This is a genomic window from Citrobacter sp. Cpo040, assembly GCF_030332915.1.
Lineage (GTDB): Bacteria > Pseudomonadota > Gammaproteobacteria > Enterobacterales > Enterobacteriaceae > Citrobacter > Citrobacter portucalensis.
The window spans coordinates 307,199-328,399 of record NZ_JAOWGX010000037.1 but is presented as its reverse complement, the minus strand read 5'-3'; the positions used below and the strand labels follow the sequence as shown (position 1 = coordinate 328,399).

The 21,201-nt window shown below is 52.7% G+C and carries 19 protein-coding genes and 3 tRNA genes; 9 read left to right on the top strand and 13 right to left on the bottom strand.

Features of this window, described 5'->3' with window-relative positions; genetic code table 11:
* Positions 1 to 54: 54 nt before the first annotated feature.
* Positions 55 to 1,386: an amino-acid N-acetyltransferase gene (gene argA / locus OGX86_RS20065; RefSeq protein WP_103015204.1), complete on the bottom strand. Its 1,332-nt coding sequence runs from the start codon at positions 1,384 to 1,386 to the stop codon at positions 55 to 57.
* A gap of 234 nt (positions 1,387 to 1,620) precedes the next feature.
* Here argA and amiC point away from each other — a divergent pair, with 234 nt between their 5' ends.
* On the top strand, positions 1,621 to 2,874 hold the full coding sequence (amiC, locus tag OGX86_RS20060) for an N-acetylmuramoyl-L-alanine amidase AmiC (RefSeq protein ID WP_048215635.1): 1,254 nt from the start codon (positions 1,621 to 1,623) through the stop codon (positions 2,872 to 2,874).
* Between the two features lie 74 nt (positions 2,875 to 2,948).
* On the opposite strand, the gene OGX86_RS20055 is transcribed toward amiC, so the two are convergent.
* The 3 genes from OGX86_RS20055 to OGX86_RS20045 all read right to left on the bottom strand — a co-directional run bounded on the left by OGX86_RS20055 (position 2,949) and on the right by OGX86_RS20045 (position 3,364).
* Positions 2,949 to 3,025, bottom strand: a tRNA-Met gene (locus OGX86_RS20055).
* A 33-nt stretch (positions 3,026 to 3,058) separates the two neighbouring features.
* Positions 3,059 to 3,135 (bottom strand) — tRNA-Met (locus tag OGX86_RS20050).
* A gap of 152 nt (positions 3,136 to 3,287) precedes the next feature.
* Positions 3,288 to 3,364, bottom strand: a tRNA-Met gene (locus OGX86_RS20045).
* 205 nt (positions 3,365 to 3,569) lie between these two features.
* Between OGX86_RS20045 and mltA the strand changes: the two genes are divergently transcribed.
* Positions 3,570 to 4,667 (top strand): murein transglycosylase A, encoded by a 1,098-nt coding sequence (mltA, locus tag OGX86_RS20040; RefSeq protein WP_008785702.1) that lies wholly within the window; start codon positions 3,570 to 3,572, stop codon positions 4,665 to 4,667.
* A 108-nt stretch (positions 4,668 to 4,775) separates the two neighbouring features.
* Complete coding sequence (tcdA, locus tag OGX86_RS20035; protein ID WP_003825630.1) at positions 4,776 to 5,582, top strand: tRNA cyclic N6-threonylcarbamoyladenosine(37) synthase TcdA; 807 nt, start codon at positions 4,776 to 4,778, stop codon at positions 5,580 to 5,582.
* Between the two features lie 77 nt (positions 5,583 to 5,659).
* On the opposite strand, the gene csdE is transcribed toward tcdA, so the two are convergent.
* Both csdE and csdA read right to left on the bottom strand, forming a co-directional pair.
* Positions 5,660 to 6,106 carry a cysteine desulfurase sulfur acceptor subunit CsdE gene (csdE, locus tag OGX86_RS20030; RefSeq protein WP_048225371.1) on the bottom strand — a complete coding sequence of 149 codons (447 nt, stop codon included), beginning with the start codon at positions 6,104 to 6,106 and terminating at the stop codon, positions 5,660 to 5,662.
* On the bottom strand, positions 6,106 to 7,311 hold the full coding sequence (gene csdA / locus OGX86_RS20025; protein ID WP_071692230.1) for a cysteine desulfurase CsdA: 1,206 nt from the start codon (positions 7,309 to 7,311) through the stop codon (positions 6,106 to 6,108). Before csdA ends, csdE begins: the two co-directional genes overlap by 1 nt.
* 192 nt (positions 7,312 to 7,503) lie before the next feature.
* On the opposite strand from csdA, the gene OGX86_RS20020 reads away from it, so the two are divergent.
* The 4 genes from OGX86_RS20020 to rlmM all read left to right on the top strand — a co-directional run bounded on the left by OGX86_RS20020 (position 7,504) and on the right by rlmM (position 10,519).
* On the top strand, positions 7,504 to 7,731 hold the full coding sequence (locus OGX86_RS20020) for a YgdI/YgdR family lipoprotein (RefSeq protein ID WP_003840386.1): 228 nt from the start codon (positions 7,504 to 7,506) through the stop codon (positions 7,729 to 7,731).
* 363 nt (positions 7,732 to 8,094) lie between these two features.
* Positions 8,095 to 9,012, top strand: coding sequence for a glycine cleavage system transcriptional regulator GcvA (gene gcvA, locus OGX86_RS20015; RefSeq protein WP_003034035.1), 918 nt, complete (start codon positions 8,095 to 8,097; stop codon positions 9,010 to 9,012).
* 18 nt (positions 9,013 to 9,030) lie between these two features.
* Positions 9,031 to 9,426, top strand: a complete 396-nt coding sequence (locus OGX86_RS20010) for a DUF423 domain-containing protein (protein WP_003034037.1) — start codon at positions 9,031 to 9,033, stop codon at positions 9,424 to 9,426.
* On the top strand, positions 9,419 to 10,519 hold the full coding sequence (gene rlmM / locus OGX86_RS20005) for a 23S rRNA (cytidine(2498)-2'-O)-methyltransferase RlmM (RefSeq protein ID WP_003034040.1): 1,101 nt from the start codon (positions 9,419 to 9,421) through the stop codon (positions 10,517 to 10,519). The genes OGX86_RS20010 and rlmM overlap by 8 nt, the downstream gene beginning before the upstream one ends.
* A 35-nt stretch (positions 10,520 to 10,554) precedes the next feature.
* Here rlmM and fucR read toward each other — a convergent pair whose 3' ends face one another.
* The 5 genes from fucR to fucP all read right to left on the bottom strand — a co-directional run bounded on the left by fucR (position 10,555) and on the right by fucP (position 16,408).
* The gene (gene fucR, locus OGX86_RS20000) at positions 10,555 to 11,283 is read right to left on the bottom strand and encodes an L-fucose operon activator (RefSeq protein WP_003825642.1); all 729 of its coding nucleotides are present in this window, start codon (positions 11,281 to 11,283) and stop codon (positions 10,555 to 10,557) included.
* Positions 11,284 to 11,340: 57 nt separating this feature from the next.
* Positions 11,341 to 11,763: an L-fucose mutarotase gene (gene fucU / locus OGX86_RS19995; protein WP_048225364.1), complete on the bottom strand. Its 423-nt coding sequence runs from the start codon at positions 11,761 to 11,763 to the stop codon at positions 11,341 to 11,343.
* Between the two features lies 1 nt (position 11,764).
* Positions 11,765 to 13,183: an L-fuculokinase gene (gene fucK / locus OGX86_RS19990; RefSeq protein WP_008785697.1), complete on the bottom strand. Its 1,419-nt coding sequence runs from the start codon at positions 13,181 to 13,183 to the stop codon at positions 11,765 to 11,767.
* 107 nt (positions 13,184 to 13,290) lie between these two features.
* On the bottom strand, positions 13,291 to 15,066 hold the full coding sequence (fucI, locus tag OGX86_RS19985; protein ID WP_286640520.1) for an L-fucose isomerase: 1,776 nt from the start codon (positions 15,064 to 15,066) through the stop codon (positions 13,291 to 13,293).
* A 31-nt stretch (positions 15,067 to 15,097) separates the two neighbouring features.
* Positions 15,098 to 16,408 carry an L-fucose:H+ symporter permease gene (gene fucP / locus OGX86_RS19980; protein WP_008785696.1) on the bottom strand — a complete coding sequence of 437 codons (1,311 nt, stop codon included), beginning with the start codon at positions 16,406 to 16,408 and terminating at the stop codon, positions 15,098 to 15,100.
* A gap of 563 nt (positions 16,409 to 16,971) precedes the next feature.
* Between fucP and fucA the strand changes: the two genes are divergently transcribed.
* Positions 16,972 to 17,619, top strand: coding sequence for an L-fuculose-phosphate aldolase (fucA, locus tag OGX86_RS19975; RefSeq protein ID WP_003825656.1), 648 nt, complete (start codon positions 16,972 to 16,974; stop codon positions 17,617 to 17,619).
* Between the two features lie 11 nt (positions 17,620 to 17,630).
* Positions 17,631 to 18,779 carry a lactaldehyde reductase gene (fucO, locus tag OGX86_RS19970; protein WP_003825658.1) on the top strand — a complete coding sequence of 383 codons (1,149 nt, stop codon included), beginning with the start codon at positions 17,631 to 17,633 and terminating at the stop codon, positions 18,777 to 18,779.
* A gap of 76 nt (positions 18,780 to 18,855) precedes the next feature.
* Here fucO and xni read toward each other — a convergent pair whose 3' ends face one another.
* Positions 18,856 to 19,611 carry a flap endonuclease Xni gene (gene xni, locus OGX86_RS19965; protein ID WP_286640518.1) on the bottom strand — a complete coding sequence of 252 codons (756 nt, stop codon included), beginning with the start codon at positions 19,609 to 19,611 and terminating at the stop codon, positions 18,856 to 18,858.
* Between the two features lie 169 nt (positions 19,612 to 19,780).
* Positions 19,781 to 21,148: an L-serine ammonia-lyase gene (locus OGX86_RS19960; protein ID WP_003034070.1), complete on the bottom strand. Its 1,368-nt coding sequence runs from the start codon at positions 21,146 to 21,148 to the stop codon at positions 19,781 to 19,783.
* Positions 21,149 to 21,201: the final 53 nt, after the last annotated feature.

Genomic DNA, 21,201 nt, shown 5'->3' with positions numbered 1-21,201 from the left:
TGTGCCAGCGATGTAGGCCGGATAAGGCAGTTATGCCGCATCCGGCAACCACTCCTATGCCAAATCCGCCATCAGTACTTTTGACCGCCGCTGATAGTTGTACATCTCTTTCTTGCTTTCCGGCAGCAGGTCGATATCCACCGGCGTGAAGCCGCGCTCCTGGAACCAGTGGATGCTGCGTGTGGTTAACACAAACAGCTTGCTCAACCCCATTTGCCGGGCCTGCGCGGCGATCCGTTCCAGCAACACTTCCCCGCGCGACGAGCTACGGTAGTCCGGATGCACTGCTACGCACGCCATTTCGCCAATTCTCTCTTCCGGGAAAGGATACAGAGCGGCGCAGGCGATAGTCAGGTTATCGCGCTGAATAATGGTGAATTTGTCGATCTCCATTTCCAGTTGTTCGCGGGAGCGGCGGACCAGAATGCCTTGTTGTTCCAGCGGGCGGATAAGCTCCAGAATCCCGCCGATATCGTTAATGGTAGCGCGACGGATCTGCTCGGCGCTTTCCATTACGATCTGCGTACCGATCCCGTCGCGGGAGAACAGTTCCTGCAGCAATGCGCCATCTTCCTGATAGCTGATCAGATGGCAGCGGCGTACGCCACTGCGACAGGCCTTCACCGCACCGCGCAGGAAGCGCACCGTGCCTGAGCTGTAGTCACCTTTCTCTTCCTGTGACTCGACGCGCGCCTGGGCTTCGTTAGGGAACAATTCGGAAATAATATCGCCGTCATCGTTGGTGACACCCTGAGAGGAGCAAAAGCCGATCATTTTCTCGGCCTTCAGTTTGATAGCCAACTGCGTGGCGACCTCTTCTGACGTCAGGTTAAAGCTCTCACCGGTGACGGAAACGGCAACCGGGCCCATCAGCACAATTGCGCCGCTGTCTAACTGGCGGTGAATGGCCTCTTCATCAATACGACGAATACGCCCGCTATGGCAGTAATCTACGCCGTCATCAACACCCAGCGGCTGAGAGATAATAAAATTACCGCTGACCACATTGATGTGAGCACCCTGCAATGGCGTATTATTCAGGCTCATCGACAGACGGGCGGTAATATCAAGCTGAAGTAAACCCGCAGCCTGTTTGACCAGTTCCAGCGTTTTAGCGTCGGTAACGCGCGTATTTTTGTGGTACACCGGCTCATGATGATGCGCCGCAAGATTGGCATCAATCTGCGGTCGTGCGCCATAGACCACGACCAGGCGGATGCCGAGGCTATGAAGAAGACCAATGTCATTGACGATACTGGAAAAGTTTTCATGCTCGATGGCTTCGCCGCCCAGCATAATGACAAACGTTTTTCCCCGATGGGTATTGATATAGGGAACAGAATGGCGGAATCCCTGTACCAGTTCGGTTCTACGCTCCTTCACCACGGCACACCCTCATTGCATGATTATTCGTAATTTGTGTATTTTTATTCTGTTTTTGCGCTGTGCGCAAGCGTAATTTTTACCCATGCCGAAGATTTTTCTCAGTAATGCCGTGAATATAAAAAGAATGTTTACCCTTTTATAGATGACAGATTATGCGTCATTCGCTAAAGTTTCCGGTCAATTCGGACGTTTTACGTATTACCTCTAAAAAAGATTTCTTTGCTCGGGAGAAGCATGTCGGGATCCAATTCAGCAATCAGTCGCCGCCGTTTATTGAAAGGTGCGGGTGCTATGTGGCTTTTGAGCGTCAGCCAGGTGGGTCTGGCGGCCGTGAGTCAGGTCGTTGCCGTACGTATCTGGCCTGCGTCCAGCTACACTCGCGTCACGGTAGAATCTAACCGTCTGCTGAAATACAAACAGTTTGCCCTGAGTAATCCTGAGCGTGTGGTTGTGGATATTGAAGACGTTAATTTGAACTCGGTGCTCAAGGGCATTGGGACGCAGATTCGTCCTGACGATCCGTATATTAAGTCGGCGCGCGTTGGCCAGTTTGATCCTAAGACCGTGCGGATGGTGTTCGAGCTGAAACAGAATGTGAAGCCGCAACTTTTTGCGCTGGCTCCGGTGGCAGGCTTTAAAGAACGTCTGGTAATGGATCTCTATCCCGCGAATGCCCAGGACGTTCAGGATCCGCTGCTGGCATTGCTGGAAGATTACAACAAGGGCGATCTGGATAAACAGGTGCCACCTGCACAAAGTGGCCCGCAGCCGGGTAAAGCGGGGCGCGATCGTCCCATTGTCATTATGCTGGATCCAGGCCACGGCGGAGAAGACTCCGGTGCGGTGGGGAAATACAAGACGCGTGAAAAGGATGTGGTGCTGCAGATTGCCCGCCGCCTGCGAGCCCTCATAGAGAAAGAGGGCAACATGAAGGTCTTTATGACACGAAATGAAGATATCTTCATTCCGCTTAAAGTCCGCGTGGCGAAAGCGCAGAAGCAGCGTGCTGACCTGTTTGTCTCTATTCACGCCGATGCCTTTACCAGTCGACAACCCAGCGGTTCGTCGGTGTTTGCGCTCTCGACCAAAGGTGCGACAAGTACCGCCGCGAAATATCTGGCGCAGACCCAGAACGCCTCGGATCTCATTGGTGGTGTCAGTAAGAGCGGTGACCGCTACGTCGACCACACCATGTTCGACATGGTGCAGTCGCTGACCATCGCCGACAGCCTGAAGTTTGGTAAAGCGGTATTGAGTAAGCTTGGCAAAATCAACAATCTGCACAAGAACCAGGTTGAACAGGCCGGGTTTGCGGTACTAAAAGCGCCGGATATCCCGTCTATTCTGGTCGAAACGGCATTTATCAGTAACGTTGAGGAAGAGCGCAAACTCAAAACGGCGACCTTCCAGCAGGAAGTTGCAGAGTCGATTCTGGCAGGGATTAAAGCCTACTTTGCCGATGGGGCGACGCTGGCGAGAAGGGGATAACAAAAAAGCGCTGAAAAGCGCTTTTTTTATGGGCGGCAGAAACAAAAAAACACCCGTTAAGGTGTTTAATGTGTTGGTTGCGGGGGCCGGATTTGAACCGACGACCTTCGGGTTATGAGCCCGACGAGCTACCAGGCTGCTCCACCCCGCGTCACCGTACTGCTTATATTTTATCAAATTTGATTGGTTGCGGGGGCCGGATTTGAACCGACGACCTTCGGGTTATGAGCCCGACGAGCTACCAGGCTGCTCCACCCCGCGTCCGTCTTTTTGCTTCGTATTTCAAACCACATCAGCGCTGGCTTTCCTCGTTCACCTCAGTCACTTACTGGAGTAAGCTCGTAAGGATTCACTGCGTCGCCGCCTTGCTGTGACTCGAACTACTTTGCAAAAATCTTACATCAAATTTTAATTGGTTGCGGGGGCCAGATTTGAACTGACGACCTTCGGGTTATGAGCCCGACGAGCTACCAGGCTGCTCCACCCCGCGTCCGTGGATGCGCACTATACTCTGCTCGCATTTTCATGCAACCCTTTTTTCACCTTGATCACGTTTTTAGGGTGAAAATGAACAAAAACAACGCATTCTGGATTATTTTTTGCTCAAAATTTGCGTTCGGGTATGTATACGCATTTCATTAGGTTCGGGGGTTTGTTATCTTCGTCTCGCATTCAGGCAACATAAGACGAGAACAATGAAAGGACGTTGGGCAAAATATCTTCTGGCGGGAGCTGTAGTCGCGATGCTCGCCGCGTGTTCCTCAAAACCCACCGATCGTGGGCAGCAGTATAAAGACGGGAAATTTACCCAGCCTTTCTCACTGGTGAACCAGCCTGATGCGGTTGGCGCGCCAATCAATGCCGGTGATTTCGCCGAGCAGGTTAATCAAATTCGCAGCGCTTCGCCACGTTTGTACGGCAACCAGAGCGACGTCTACAACGCTATCCAGCAATGGTTACGTGCGGGCGGTGATACGCGCAGTATGCGCCAGTTTGGTATTGATGCCTGGCAAATGGAAGGGGCGGACAACTACGGTAACGTCCAGTTTACCGGTTACTACACACCGGTTATCCAGGCGCGCCATACGCGCCAGGGCGAGTTTCAGTATCCTATCTATCGCATGCCACCAAAACGTGGGCGCTTACCCTCTCGTGCCGAGATCTACGCGGGCGCGCTAAGCGACAATTATATTCTGGCATACAGCAACTCCCTGATGGATAACTTCATTATGGATGTTCAGGGCAGTGGTTACATCGATTTTGGCGATGGCAGCCCGCTCAACTTCTTTAGCTATGCCGGGAAAAACGGCCACGCCTATCGCAGTATCGGTAAAGTGCTTATCGACCGTGGCGAAGTGAAAAAAGAAGATATGTCGATGCAGGCTATTCGCCACTGGGGTGAAACGCACAGCGAAGCCGAAGTGCGTGAGCTGCTGGAGCAGAACCCATCGTTTGTCTTCTTTAAACCGCAATCTTTTGCTCCGGTGAAAGGGGCCAGCGCGGTGCCGCTGATCGGCCGCGCGTCCGTAGCTTCTGACCGTAGTATCATTCCTGCGGGCACAACGTTACTGGCGGAAGTCCCGTTACTGGACAATAACGGCAAGTTTACTGGCCAGTACGAACTGCGCCTGATGGTGGCGTTAGATGTGGGTGGGGCTATTAAAGGGCAACACTTCGATATCTATCAGGGTATTGGCGCTGACGCCGGACACCGTGCCGGGTGGTATAATCACTACGGTCGCGTATGGGTACTAAAAACAGCGCCGGGTGCGGGTAACGTGTTCAGCGGTTAATTGCCGGATGGCGCTTCGCTTATCAAGCCTACATTATTGAGTAGGCCTGATAAGGCGTAGCCGACATCAGGCAGTCAGACTGCTCGGTATTAATGAATTTGAGGTTCTATGTCTGTGGTTATTAGCGATGCCTGGCGCCAACGTTTTGGCGGTACGGCACGTCTGTATGGCGAAAATGCGTTGCAGCTGTTTGCCCAATCGCACGTTTGCGTGGTTGGGATTGGCGGAGTAGGGTCATGGGCGGCGGAAGCGCTGGCGCGAACCGGTATTGGCGCTATCACACTCATCGATATGGATGATGTGTGCGTCACCAATACAAACCGCCAGATCCATGCGCTGCGTGATAACGTCGGTCTGGCAAAAGCTGAAGTGATGGCGGAGCGTATCCGACAGATTAACCCGGAGTGCCGGGTGAACGTGGTCGATGATTTTGTTACGCCAGATAACGTTGCTGAATATATGAATGCGGGATTTTCGTACGTCATCGATGCGATTGATAGCGTGCGCCCAAAAGCGGCACTGATCGCGTACTGTCGACGTAATAAAATTCCGCTGGTGACCACCGGTGGTGCTGGCGGACAGATCGATCCTACGCAGATTCAGGTCGTTGATTTGGCAAAAACCATCCAGGATCCGCTGGCGGCCAAGCTACGTGAGCGGCTGAAAAGCGATTTTGGCGTGGTGAAAAACAGCAAAGGCAAGCTGGGCGTGGACTGTGTGTTCTCGACCGAAGCGCTGGTTTACCCGCAGGCGGATGGCTCGGTATGTGCGATGAAAGCGACGGCGGAAGGGCCGAAGCGTATGGATTGCGCGTCCGGGTTTGGCGCGGCCACCATGGTGACAGCCACCTTTGGCTTTGTTGCTGTCTCCCATGCGCTGAAGAAGATGATGGCGAAGGCCGCGCGTCAGGCCTGATTGTGTCGGATGTCGCTACGCTTATCCGACCTACGGTTCGTGCAGTGTTGTAGGCCGGATAAGACGTATCTGCGTCGTCATCCGGCTTTCTGGGCCGCCTCGAGAATCGCTTCGTTCAGAGCATGTAGTCCCTGGCTACGCGAGGCGCTGAGCTGCGCGCGTAAACCCAGTTCGTCAAATAACGCCATCGGCGAACGCGCCAGTAACTCGGCTGCCGTTTTACCTTCGACCGCGGTGAGTAATACCGCCAACAGCCCACGTACTATTCGACCTTCGCTGTCGCCGAAGAAATGCAGAGTGCCATTCTCATGAAGAGTATGCCCCAGCCAGACGCGGTTTTCGCAGCCCGCAATTTCTTTGACCTGCGCCTTTAGCGCATCCGGGAGCGCCGGCAACTGCTTACCCAGCAGAATCAGCTGGCGATATTTATCTTCCCACTGAGTAAGCGGGATAAAGGTATTGCGTAACGTCTCTTCGGTTACGGTTGTGCCAAACGGGTGTCCGGCGAACAGAGGGCTTGTCATTAATCCACCAATATTTCCAGCGCGCGGTCGACGGCTGCGACCAACGCATCCACATCGCTTTGGGTATTATAAGGGGCAAATGAGGCGCGTAGTGTTCCGGATACGCCCAGCTCCGCCAGCAACGGCTGTGCGCAGTGTTGCCCCGCGCGCAGCGCAATGCCATATTCGGCCAGCAGAGTGACCATATCGCTGTGATGAACACCCGCGAAATCAAAGGCTAACAGACTGGAGTCCTGGCAGCGGAAGGAACGAAAGCCAGGGCGTTTCGCCAGGGCATCTTCTGCCAGCGTCGCCAGACCCCGGCTCCAGTTTTCGGCCTGCGCAACGTCGACGTCCGCCAGCCATTCGAGCGCCGCGCTTAGCCCGATAACGCCTGCAACGTTAGGCGTACCGGCTTCCAGCTTCCATGGTGCGGGCTGAGTGGTGAAACCGTCAAAACTGACTTCGCTAATCATCTTACCGCCCCCAAGCCAGGGAGACATGGCTTCCAACAGTTCCGGCTTACCGTACAGCACGCCAATACCGGTGGGGCCATATAGCTTGTGGCCTGAAAACGCATAGAAATCAATATCCAACTGCTGTACATCGGCAGGGTAATGCACAATCCCCTGGGCACCATCAACCATCACCACCATGCCAGCCGCATGGGCGAGCGTAATGGCGCGGGCCAGATCCGGGCAGCCACCGGTGACGTTCGACATTTGCCCGAGCGCCAGAATGCGGCTGCGCGGGGTAATGAGCTGCGTGAGGCGCTCAACGTCTGGCAATAAATGGAGGTTGAGTGGGAGTTTGACGACCTTAGCCCCCGTTTGTTCCGCGACCATCAGCCAGGGAACGAGGTTGGCGTGATGTTCCGCTGCGCTAACGATAATCTCATCACCCGGTTGAAGGCGTGGACGCGCATAGCTTTGGGCAACCATGTTGATCGCTTCCGTTGTGCCGCGGGTCCAGACGATGGTTTTGTCATCCGACGCATTAATCAGGTGTGCGACTTTTTCCCGCGCGGCTTCATAGCGTGCGGTCAGGCGCTGGGCTTCAGCAAACTGGCTGCGATGGACGTTCCCGGCACTCAGGCTATAAAACTGATGGGTAGCCTCAATGACCGCCTGCGGCTTCAGCGCCGTAGCAGCGCTGTCGAGATAAACGCCAGCATCGTTGAGTGCGGGAAATTGTGCGCGAAAGTGCGCGGGGTTAAAAGCGTTCATGGTATTCCTCAGTTCAGTAAACCGATCGTGGCGCAAAAAGGGCATTGATACAAGGGTTGTGCTAACCATCGGAATACTCTGGATATCCTGGCAAAGCCCGTTCAGTGTCTTATGCTAAATAGTGTTAGGCGAATACTTTTGCCTGTTATGGAATTCATTTTATCTAGCATAAATCGCTTTAAGGAGAAGAAGATGAAAAAGACTGCCGCCATTATTTCTGCCTGTATGCTGACTTTTGCCCTGAGCGCCTGTTCTGGTTCGAATTACGTGATGCACACCAATGATGGCCGCTCAATCGTAGCTGATGGTAAACCACAGACCGATAATGAGACGGGGATGATTTCGTATAAAGACGCTAACGGCAACAAACAGCAGATTAACCGTACTGATGTGAAAGAGATGGTAGAACTGGATAACTAACCGGTCGTCCATCGACAAAGAGTCGGACAAAAAAAAGCACCGCAATTTGGCGGTGCTACATTAATCACTATGGACAGACAGGGTAAATGTACAGGAAGTGAAAAAGGGTAGCTTTGCTACCATGGTCTGAATCGCAGACCAATTGCAAACACAACAACACAACATCACAACCGTAAGCCAAAAGCCCACCAGAACACGCATTCCGATAAAACTTTTCGTTCCGGCTTCAGGAAGTGCCGCCACTATAGGTATTTGCTGGTAGAACCTCAACGGACAATTTATAATGGCTCAGATAAAAAAAACTAATAGGTTACAGCCTGTTAGCTAATTGTTAAATTCATTTAACATCAAAGCCTAAAAGTCATGTCAAAACGATTACCACCCTTAAATGCGTTACGTGTTTTTGATGCTGCAGCGCGTCATTTAAGCTTTACTCGCGCAGCAGAAGAGCTTTTTGTGACGCAGGCCGCAGTAAGTCACCAAATCAAGTCACTTGAGGATTTTTTGGGGCTAAAACTGTTTCGTCGACGCAATCGATCTTTGCTGTTAACGGAAGAAGGTCAAAGCTACTTTCTCGACATTAAAGAGATTTTTTCGCAATTAACCGACGCGACGCGTAAACTTCAGGCACGCAGTGCAAAAGGTGCGCTTACCGTTAGTTTATTGCCCAGTTTTGCGATCCAATGGCTGGTGCCCAGACTCTCTAGCTTTAACTCAGCTTATCCGGGAATCGATGTCAGGATCCAGGCGGTGGACCGTCAGGAAGACAAACTGGCTGATGATGTTGATGTGGCGATTTTCTACGGACGCGGCAACTGGCCGGGTCTGCGCGTTGAAAAATTGTACGCAGAATATTTATTGCCGGTCTGCTCTCCGCTGTTGCTTACCGGTGATAAACCGCTAAAGACACCGGACGACCTGGCAAAACACACGTTATTGCATGATGCGTCGCGACGAGACTGGCAAGCCTATACGCGCCAGCTTGGCCTGAATCATATCAACGTACAGCAGGGACCTATCTTCAGCCATAGCGCCATGGTGCTACAGGCTGCAATCCATGGACAGGGGATCGCGCTGGCTAACAACGTCATGGCGCAGTCCGAAATTGAAGCCGGACGTCTGGTCTGTCCGTTTAACGATGTTCTGGTCAGCAAAAACGCATTTTATCTGGTTTGTCATGACAGTCAGGCAGAACTGGGTAAAATAGCCGCCTTCCGTCAGTGGATTCTGGCGAAAGCGGCCACGGAACAAGAAAAATTCCGCTTTCGTTATGAACAATAATTTACGTAGGGTATTCAAATGACCAGCCGTTTTATGCTGATTTTTGCCGCCGTAAGTGGCTTTATTTTTGTGGCGTTGGGCGCCTTTGGGGCACATGTTCTGAGCAAAACCCTCGGTGTTGTTGAAATGGGGTGGATTCAGACCGGCCTTGAGTATCAGGCGTTTCATACGCTGGCTATCTTTGGCCTGGCCGTCGCCATGCAACGGCGCATTAGTATTTGGTTTTACTGGAGTAGCGTGTTTCTGGCATTAGGTACAGTGCTGTTTAGCGGCAGCCTGTATTGTCTCGCGCTCTCTCATTTACGCCTGTGGGCGTTTGTTACCCCTGTCGGCGGCTTCAGCTTCCTCGTAGGCTGGGCGCTGATGTTAGTGGGCGCTATTCGATTGAAACGTAAGGGCGTTAGCCATGAATAAGGTTGTATTGTTGTGTCGCCCAGGTTTTGAAAAAGAGTGCGCCGCAGAAATTACGGATAAAGCAGGACGCCGGGAAATCTTCGGTTTTGCCCGCGTGAAAGACAATGCGGGTTACGTCATCTTCGAATGCTATCAGCAGGACGATGCTGAAAAGTTAGTGAAAGAGCTGCCGTTTAGTTCGCTGATTTTTGCGCGTCAAATGTTTGTGGTGGGCGAGCTGCTGCAATACTTACCGCCGGAAGATCGCATTACGCCGATCGTTGGCATGTTGCAGGGCGTGGTGGAAAAGGGTGGCGATCTGCGAGTAGAAGTTGCCGACACCAATGAAAGCAAAGAGCTGGTTAAATTTTGCCGTAAATTTACCGTACCGTTGCGTGCAGCGCTGCGCGAAGCGGGCGTACTGGCAAAGTATGAAACGCCAAAACGTCCGGTGGTTCACGTCTTCTTTATCGCCCCTGGTTGTTGTTATACCGGCTATTCCTGGCCTGACAATAACTCACCGTTTTACATGGGGATTCCGCGTCTGAAGTTTCCAGCCGATGCGCCGAGCCGTTCAACGCTCAAGCTGGAAGAAGCGCTGCACGTGTTTATCCCTGCCGATGAATGGGATGAGCGTCTGGCGAACGGAATGTATGCGGTGGATTTAGGCGCCTGCCCGGGCGGATGGACCTATCAGCTGGTTAAACGCAACATGTGGGTTTATTCCGTGGATAACGGCCCGATGGCGCAAAGCCTGATGGATACCGGGCAGGTCACCTGGCTACGTGAAGACGGATTTAAGTACCGTCCGAATCGCAATAACATTTCGTGGATGGTCTGTGACATGGTGGAGAAGCCGGCGAAGGTTGCCGCGCTGATGGCACAATGGCTGGTCAACGGCTGGTGTCGTGAGACGATCTTCAACCTCAAGCTGCCGATGAAAAAACGCTACGAAGAGGTATCACAGAACCTGGCTTACATTCAGGCCCAGCTTGATGAACATGGCGTAAATGCCCAGATTCAGGCGCGTCAGCTGTACCATGACCGTGAAGAAGTAACCGTTCACGTACGTCGTCTGTGGGCTGCTGTCGGCGGTCGTCGCGACGAGCGATAAGGCTACAATCCTGGTCGGATGGCGGCGCAATCGCCCTATTCGGCCTGGATTGCTTCAATCAGCTGTGTATCTGAAACAATATGCGTCACATCATCCAGATGCCCAATTCTGGCCTCTCCCGAACGATTAAATTTACTTTTATCGATCAGTAATAAAGACTGCGATGCACGCTTAAGCAGAATGGATTTGAAGTCTGCGTTGGTTGCATTTGAGTCCCAGAGCGCACCGTCGCTGTCGATCCCTTCGCAGGAAAAAATAAACAGGTCAATCTCGAGTGGTTTTAGCTGCGAGATAAGCGAGGGATTAACGTAGCAACCGTATTTGCGCTCAAGGCGACCGCCGGAGCTGATAAGCTGAATGTGTTCACGTTTAGCCAATTCCTGGCAGATGGGCTGGCTGTTGGTAAAAACGTGAATGTTGATGTCCGGTAACTGTCGCGCCAGATACCAGCAGGTAGAGCTGGCGTCTAAGGCAATCACCATACCTTCTTCGATCCATGCCAACGCTTCACGGGCGATATCCGCTTTGTGCGCATAGTGGCTTTTGAGTCGAATATGAAATGGGTCACCGCTGTCCTGATTTTCCCGGTGAATAACTTTGGCCCGACCGTGATTGCGTAACACTTTTCCCTGGGTCTGTAACTCGCTGAGATCGCGGCGAATGGTCTCTTTGCTGACGTTAAGCTGCAAAGCCAGGGCTTCGGTTGTCAGGCTTTTGTGGTTAGTAAGCAGATCTACGATTGCCTGCTGGCGCGCCGCTTTCATGTTCTGATCCTCATCTAATGATGAATGCCCGTACCTGACGGGCATTCTGACCAGAGATTACGGCGTTACCCCTTTTTTTAAAAGAATATTCCCGTACTTTGCCCGCTCTCCTGTGATAACGATCGCAAACGCCTTTTGTGCTCGTTCGTAAAAGGCAAAGCGGTCAATACGCGTGATGTCCGGGCAGGGGGTCTGTAATGAAAGTGCCTGACGATAGCGAGCCTCAACGTCAGGGTCGAGAGTGTCGCCTTCAACCGCAGCCATCATCACCAGCGGTGGGGCGTAGCTGTCCAGTTCAAATAGCGGAATAAGCGCCCGCAGCAGATCGCTGACCAGCAGACCGTCAGCGCGGATGACCTGTGGCCCCATGCTGTTGGCCGGGAAGTGGGCATCGGAAAAGATAATCTCATCGCCGTGTCCCATTTCGGCCAGCACTTTCAGTAAGTCGGGGGAAATTAAGGGAGATATCGTTTTAAGCATGTTACTCGACTCCTGTGAGTTCGGATTCGGTTTGCGGATAGAAGTAACGGTACTGATAGCGCACCTGTTCGCGCGCCTGCTCCGGGGAGGTAAATTCCCCGATGCCTGACCAGGCAAACATTGCGGCGCCTGCCACGGTGGTTTCGGCATCATCCAGCACTTTGACAGGGATCCCGAGAACGTTCGCTTTGATTTGGTTCCACAAGATGTTGCGGCTGCCCCCGCCAACTAATAGCAGTTCAGTGGCCTGGAAATGGCCGATTTTTTCCAGCGTTTGCAGATTCCGCTGCAGCTGTTCTGTCAGTCCTTCCAGCGCGGCGCGATAAAAGTGTCCACGGGTAGTATTGAGGGTAACCCCTTGCCAGCCCGCATTCTGACAGGCCAGCAGGTCGCAGTGCATCTTCACCCCTTCGGCACCAGCGGGAATATCCCGAGCTTCATCAATCAACGTTTGCCAGGGCGTGTCCGCGGTCCATAACAGCTTTCGAACCCATTCAAGCACGCCGGAGGCCAGCCACTGCATACCGGGATTGTTAAGCCCAGCCTGACTATCCAGCTCACAGGTGGAGCCCGCATAATGACTGAGCAGGGAGGTATTTACCTGCGCACTGCGTACCATCAGAATTTCCCATGTGCCGGAAGAGAGTACCGGTTCATCCTGTTGGGCTCCTGCGCCAAATAGCGCAAACTGTGTGTCGTGTCCGGCAGAGATGACTGGAATACCCTCTGGAAGTCCGAGCTGGCTGGCGGCCTCGCGTTGCAGTACCCCAATTTGTTCGCCTGCTTCAACCAGACGCGGGAACAGGCGACGCGGTATGCCTGTTGCCTGCAAAATGTCCTGGCTGAAATCACGTTGCTGGATATCCAGCATCTGGCTGGTTCCTGCCATGGTGATGTCAGTTGTGAACTCGCCGGTTAAACGTTGGTTGATAAGCGACGAGATAAACAGCCAGGCGTGCGCCTGTTCCAGTAATTGCGGGTGGTTCTCTTTCAGCCACACCAGTTTGTACAGCGTATTGAAGCTAAACGCCCCAACGCCGGAGATTTCCTGCAGCTGCTGCGGTGACATGTAGCGATGGATATTCTCCATTACCGCTGCGGTACGTGGGCATTTCCAGCTGATCACCGGGTACAGTTGTTTGCCGTTCTTATCCACCAGCGCGCCGTCCACGCCGAAGGTGGTGACGGCGATCCCGCGAATTTGGCAGGCGGCCAATTGTGAGGAAAGCCGCTGACAGCAGTCGGCAAAGCGTTGCAGAATGGCCTCCAGCGACCATTGGTGCCAGGCACTGTTTTCTGCGGCGATGTCACTGGCGTTCGGGGTCGCTGCGCGGGCGACAATCTTCCCCTGTCGGTCAACGGCAATGGCCCGTACGTTGGTCGCGCCACAGTCGAGAACCAGAATAACCTCTTGTTTCATAATTGCTCCTGGGAGATTACCTATTACCTGATGGCGGCTTCGCCTTATCCGGCCTACAAAACCGTGTGCTTCGTAGGCCGCGCCGCCATCAGGCAATCGCTCGATGTTTAACGCTTATACAGCGGACCGTAGTTCTGACAAGCGCGGTAATCCTGACCTTCCGTATCCATACCGTGGGCGGCCCAGGAGGAAGGACGATAAATTTTCTCGTCTTCCACGTTGTGCATGCACACCGGGATACGCAGCATGGCAGCCAGAGTGATAAAGTCCGCACCTACGTGACCAATCGTCAGCACCCCGTGGTTAGCGCCCCAGTTAGCCATGACGGAATAGACATCGCTGAACGGGCCCTTGCCGGTTAAGCGCGGAGCAAACCAGGTGGTTGGCCATGTGGAGTTGGTACGCGCATCAAGCTGGTCGTGCATATTTTTCGGCAATTCCACGCTCCAGCCTTCCGCGATTTGCAGCACCGGTCCCAACCCTTTGATGATGTTGATACGGCTCATGGTGAACGGCACACCGCCTTCAGTCAGGAAGCGAGATGAGTAACCGCCCCCGCGGAAGTATTCGTGAATAGCCGGGCACCATTCGGTTGCCGCCAGGCATTCATCCGCCTCTTTCTGCGAGATTTCCCAGTGTGGTTTCATGGTCGGTTTACCTTCGCTGTCGCGCTGTTTGCAGGAACCGTCCAGTGCCGCAGAACCGGAGTTAATCAAGTGAATGATGCCGTGCTCAGCAAGGCCGGTCAGCGGTTTACCCGTCACGCGTTCAACCGCCTCTGGCGACCAGTAGGTGCGCACATCGGCAAAGACCTGGGCCGTGCCGGTGAGTTGATGGCCGAACAGCATCGCTACGCCGTTCAGGCTGTCGTTTTCGGTTGCGACAACGAACGGTTCACGAACGCCATTCCAGTCAAAGGAACTGTTGAGCAACGCTTCGGCGGTATCGCCATTTGGGTATTGATCGGTCCAGTGACGTTGCCCCTGGAAGCCCGCGGCGATCGCGTTATAGCCCAGGGATTCTTCGACCAGACCTTTGTCTGCCAGCTTTTTGTTACCCTGCATCATGTCGCGAATGCACATAGCCATCAGCAGGCTTTCTTTCAGCACTGCGCGGCTTTGTTCAGCGTTACGCTTATATTGCTGCGCGTTCTGATCTTCGCCGTAGCGGAAGTTTTTGTCCGCCCACGCCAGCGCCATTTCCAGCTCGGTTTCATCATAGATTTTCTGGTCAATGCGACGACGCAGCTCGGTCATATCAACCGCCTGCACCTTCATACCCAGCCAGGATTCAAAGAAGTTATGGTCGACGATAGAACCGGCGATGCCCATTGATACACCACCGACAGACAGGTAGCTTTTCCCTTTCATACTGGCGACCGCTAAGCCGGCACGGGCAAAGCGCAGCAGTTTTTCTTCAACATCGGCAGGGATAGATGTGTCGTCTGCATCCTGTACGTCATGACCATAGATGGAGAAGGCCGGAAGTCCTTTTTGGCTGTGAGCTGCCAGTGCGGCGGCCAGGTAAACCGCCCCCGGACGTTCCGTGCCGTTGAAGCCCCAGATCGCTTTCGGGCGCATCGGATCCATGTCGATGGTTTCACTGCCGTAGCACCAACATGGGGTAACGGTAATCGTCACGCCAACATTCTGGCTGCTGAATTTTTCTTCACAGGCTGCGGATTCCGCCATGCCGGCGATACAGGTATCGGCAATCACACATTCAATTTGTGCGCCGCAGGCATGACGAAGTTTTTCAGTGATAAGCGCTGCGGTAGCTTTAGCCATATTCATGGTTTGCTCTTCGAGCGACTCACGTACACCCATACGACGTCCGTCAATAACCGGGCGAATACCAATTTTTGGTAAGCTGATTTTTTTCATCACAGATTCCTCACGTTATTCGGATAAATATTCAGTTGGCTGCCGTTTGTGAACGGAAGCGGGCAAAAATAAAGATGATGGCGAAGCAAAGCGCCGGGACCAGTTCAGCGGTCGGGATATTGCCAGCGGCATCGCTGACAAAGCCCATCACCGGGGTCACAATGCCGCCGCCAATGATGGTCATGACGATAAAAGACGAGCCGTATTTGGTGTCTTGTCCCAGATTTTTGATCCCCAGAGAAAAAATGGTTGGGTACTGAATCGACATAAATGCGCTGCACAACGTCAGGGCCAGCAGGCCGATCTGGCCACCGGTGAAAGCGGAAATCAGGCACAGAATCATGGCAAGCAGGGCATATGCGGCCAGCACTTTATGCGGCGCAAAGCGACTGATAAGCCAGGTGCCGGAGAAACGACCGATAAAGAAGCACACCATGGTGCCGGTCAGGTAGTTGGCGGCGAAACCTGGCGTCATGCCTGGGATCTCTTCGATTGCGTAGCGAATCAGGTAGCTCCAGCAGGCAGTTTGTGCACCGACGTAGCAGAACTGCGCCAGTACCGCCCAACGCCAGTGACGAATGCGCACCAGGCGGGAAAGAGACGCGGAGAATGAACTCTGAGCGTTGTCACTGTGATCGTCACTTTGCAGGGTCGGAAACTTGGTAAACATGATCAGCAGGGCGACCAGCAAAACGACCGCGACGATGATCATATAAGGGGTTTGAACCGATAACACCAGGCTGTGCTTGTAGGCGCTTAGCTGTTCTGGCGCCATCTTATCGAGTACGTCTTGAGATTGATGTGGCACATTAGACAAAATAAGACTTTGCCCAAAAACAACCGCAATAATGGCACCAAATGAGTTAAAAGTTTGCGCGAGATTTAATCGGAAATGACCGCCGCTTTCCGGGCCCAGTACGGTTACAAAGGGGTTGGCAGCCGTTTCCAGACAACCTAAGCCCGCCGCAATAATAAATAGGCCAATCAGGAATAAGGTGTAATTCATTACCTCTGCCGCTGGCCAGAATAATGCTGCACCGATGGCATATAAGAATAATCCGGTAATAATGCCTGCTTTATAACTTAGTTTTTTCATCAAGATCCCGGCTGGGATTGGAATGACGAAATAACCAAAATAAAAAGCAGATTGAATCAGACCAGCCTGAAAGTTTGTTAATGTAAAAGCTTGCTGAAATTGTGGTAATAAAATGTCATTAAGATTATTGGCAACCGCCCAAAGAAAAAACAGTGAACAGAGTAACGCGAAGGGAATGACATAATTTTTTGTCTGCCCCCGCTCTACCGCATGAAAACTTTGTGTTTGTATTGATGTGTTTCCCATAGCATCCTCATCAGTTCATAAGCATGTTCAACAGCTTAAGAGTACGATTGGTGATTTTTACCAACCTGCTAATCCAGGTGAGTTCCGGTAACCTGCCAGATAAAATTGGCCTTCATGAATGAACTCATGAATTCATTTTCAAATAAAAACCGGCCATTAATATGATGGTGGTCACATTTATGCTCAGGGTGTGGGTTTATGTGATTATCATCACTTTAATTTCTTTAAAACAATGACCGTTTGAGAAAAATAAATTAAAAAGCCACAGGGATAATGCCCGAATTAATTAGTTAAGTGGAAAACGGGCAATGGTAACAATTTATTCGCAAATGACCGTTTTACAATGGTTTTATTAAGAACGGACATTTTGCAATTGTAATATTATGCCTGCATGTTTTTATTCAGCGTTATTAGTTGATGAACATCACAAAATCCAGTGCTAAAAATTCCCTTCTCTTTATTCAGCATGATGATAGTTAGCAAATACCCGCTTAAATCAACAGAGCGTCGAGGTATTAGCAATGTTCTGTTGTCGCATTTTGACTCACTGAGAGAGGTAAGTAATGGAACGAAATACGCTGGCACGGCAGATTATCAATACCTGCCTGGAAATGACCCGTCTGGGGTTGAATCAGGGGACTGCGGGTAATGTAAGTGTGCGTTACCAGGACGGGATGTTAATTACCCCGACGGGTATTCCCTATGACAAACTCACCGAATCCCACATTGTGTACATCAATGCTGAGGGGCAGCACGAAGAAGGGAAATTACCTTCCAGCGAGTGGCGGTTCCATATGGCCGCTTATCAGACGCGTCCTGATGCTCAGGCGGTGGTCCATAATCATGCCGTGCATTGTACTGCTGTTTCTATTCTCAACCGGCCAATCCCGGCAATCCATTACATGATTGCGGCGGCTGGCGGTAACTCAATTCCCTGTGCGCCATATGCGACATTTGGCACGCGTGAGCTTTCCGAGCACGTTGCGGTAGCGCTGAAAAACCGAAAAGCAACGCTGTTGCAGCATCATGGGCTGATCGCCTGCGAGGAAAATCTGGAAAAAGCCCTGTGGTTAGCGCATGAAGTGGAAGTGCTGGCGCAGCTTTATCTCAGCACGCTGGCGATTACCGATCCGGTTCCGGTACTGGACGATGAGGCTATCGCTATTGTGCTGGAAAAATTCAAAACATATGGATTGCGTATTGAAGAATAGGAGATAAAACGATGGCGAACAGAATGATTCTGAACGAAACGGCATGGTTTGGCCGGGGAGCTGTTGGCGCATTAACCGATGAAGTTATTCGTCGTGGTTATCGCAAAGCGTTGATTGTGACTGATAAAAATCTGGTGCAGTGCGGCGTTGTTGAGAAGGTGACTTCCCGAATGGATGCTGCAGGTCTGGCATGGGAAATCTATTCAGGCGTTATTCCTAATCCAACCATTGCGGTAGTGCAGGAAGGATTGAGTGTCTTTCAGCAAAGCGGCGCAGACTATCTGGTCGCCATTGGTGGAGGCTCCCCGCAGGATACCTGTAAAGCGATTGGCATTATTAACAATAACCCGGAGTTTGCGGATGTACGCAGCCTTGAAGGGTTATCGCCGACACGCTTCCCGAGCGTGCCAGTTATGGCTATCCCAACCACTGCGGGAACGGCGGCGGAAGTGACCATTAACTACGTGATCACTGACGAAGAGAATCGGCGTAAGTTTGTTTGTGTCGATCCACATGACATCCCGCAGGTGGCGTTCATTGATGCTGACATGATGGACGGCATGCCTGCTGCATTAAAAGCGGCTACTGGCGTAGATGCACTGACTCATGCCATTGAAGGCTACATTACGCGGGCTGCGTGGGCGCTTACCGATGCGCTGCACATTAAAGCCATCGAAATTATTGCCGGGTCATTACGCGGTTCCGTTGCGGGCGACAGCCAGGCGGGGGAAGCGATGGCTCTGGGCCAGTACGTTGCCGGGATGGGTTTCTCCAACGTAGGTCTGGGATTAGTGCATGGCATGGCACACCCGTTAGGCGCGTTCTACAACACGCCGCACGGCGTCGCGAATGCCATTTTGCTGCCGCACGTGATGCACTATAACGCCGAATTCACCGGGGAAAAATTCCGCGATATCGCCCGGGTAATGGGGGTTAAGGTTGAAGGACTGACGCTGGCAGAGGCACGCAAAGCGGCGGTGGATGCCGTCTTCGCCCTTAATCGCGATGTAGGTATCCCACTGCATCTACGCGATGTTGGCGTCCGTAAAGAGGATATTCCTGCGCTGGCGCAAGCCGCATTTGACGATGTTTGTACCGGGGGAAACCCGCGTGAAGCGAGCCTTGGGGATATCGTTGAGCTGTACCATACCGCCTGGTAATCACCTGGCGTTTATCTGGCCTACAGGGTTGTACAATAAGTAGGCCGGATAAGCGCAGCGCCATCAGGAAATAAGGCTACCGCGCCAGCCGTAGCTGTTGTAAGTTTCCGTCGATATGTAAGTCTGTTTGCAGCCGCGCGATATCGCGGCACAAAAACGCCATCTCCCGATGTTCTTCGAGTTTCTTACGCCATTTCTCCGGTACGTCATCCAGATGTTCATACATCGCTTCCAGCGTTGGAAACTGTGCCAGCAGTTGTGTGGCACTTTTAGGACCAATACCGGCAACCCCCGGTATTTTAGAACTGCTGATCCCGGCCAGTCCCCAGTAATCAGGCAGCTGTTGCGGCAGTACGCCGAACTCTTTTTCGATAAACGGCGCATCCAGCCAGCGTTTCTGGAAATAATCACGAATACGCAGCGTCGGGGAGAGTAGCTGACAGTAGCCTTTATCGGTTGAGACGATAGTCGCCTGGTGTCCCGCCTGGCTAACTTTCACCGCCAGAGTGGCGGCTAAATCATCGGCTTCATTCCCGCTGGATACCCAGCAGCAGACGCCGCGCTGTTCAAAAGCGGCGCGTAAGGCGGGCATTTCCTGGTGTAAATCGTCAGGCATCGGCGGGCGACCGGCTTTGTAGTCAGGTAACCGTTGGTGACGCCAGCCGCTGTTACGCGCTTCATCATCAAATACCGCCACGGCGTGCGTGGGCTGACTGTGCATAATCAGCTGATCGAGCGCGTGCTGGCATGCCTCCACGCAGGGGGAGCCCTGTACGGCGTGAATACGGCGGATGAGATTCAGTGCATCAACAATGAGCAGGTGGACGGCCACGGTGTTCTCCCTAACAAATTAGTCTGTAGGGTAACATTCACGACGAGTGGAGACGAGCATTGCGAAAGAGCGCTATCCGTAAGCCTGATAAGCGAAGCGCCATCAGGCAATAAAAGCCGGATGCGGCGAGCGCCTTATCCGGCCTACAGATACGAAAATGTGCTGAGAATTAATCGCAGGTGACAATCTTCATCGCCAGACCACCACGAGAGGTTTCGCGGTATTTGGCGTTCATGTCTTTACCGGTTTCGTACATGGTCTCGATAACTTTATCGAGGCACACGCGTGGTTCACTGGTACGGCGCAGCGCCATACGTGCAGCGTTCACCGCTTTAACCGAAGCAATGGCATTACGCTCAATGCACGGTACCTGAACCTGGCCGGCAACCGGGTCGCAGGTCAGACCCAGGTTGTGTTCCATACCGATTTCTGCCGCGATGCACACCTGCATTGGGCTACCACCCAGCAGTTCAGCCAGACCAGCCGCTGCCATGGAGCAGGCGACGCCAACTTCACCCTGACAACCGACTTCGGCACCAGAGATAGAGGCGTTCATCTTGTACAGTGAACCAATGGCGCTCGCGACCAGCATGTAGCGTGCCAGCGAGTTAGCGTTCACTTCACGGATAAACTTGTCGTAATACGCCAGTACGGCAGGAACAATCCCGCATGCACCGTTGGTTGGTGCAGTCACCACGCGTCCACCGGCTGCGTTTTCTTCGTTCACGGCCAGCGCGAACATGTTGATCCAGTCAACAACCGCCATCGGGTCGGTGGTGGTTTTGTCGCTGCTGACCAGCATGCGACGCAGCGCAGCAGCACGACGCGGAACGCGCAGTTTGCCCGGCAATACACCTTCGGTGGTGATGCCGCGTTCAATCCCGCTACGCATCACTTCCCAGACGTTAGCAAAGTGCTGTTCCAGCTCTTCTTTGCTGTGCAGCGCCAGTTCATTTTGCATCATCAGGCCGGAAAGCGACAGGCCGGTTTCCTGGCAATGACGTTGCAAATCAGCTGCGGATTTATACGGATATGGCACGTTTACCGGAGAGTTGTTCGGTAAACCAAAGTGTTCTTCATCAACGATGAACCCACCGCCAATGGAATAGTAAGTCTGGCTGTAAATGGCCTTTTCGCCCGCCAGTGCGGTAATGCGCATCCCGTTTTCGTGCAGGGACAGATTGTCCGCATGGAAATTCATGCACTTGTCGACCGGGAACTCGACCTCATGTTGACCGTCTGCCAGCAGCAAACGCCCATGAGTATTCACATCCTGGATAAAGGACGGAATGGCATCAATGTCTACGGTATCCGGCAGATTACCCGCCAGGCCCATAATAATCGCGATGTCGGTATGGTGACCTTTCCCCGTCAGAGATAAAGAGCCATAGACATCAACCACTACGCGGGTTACGTCAGTGAGAATTCCGCGTGCAATCAGGTCATCCGTGAATTGTTTGCCTGCTTTCATCGGGCCAACAGTGTGGGAGCTGGAAGGGCCAATGCCGATTTTGAAAATATCGAATACGCTAATCATGAGGCGTCCATTGTGTATCGAGGTGCGCCGCCCCGAGGAGCGGCGCAGGGGAA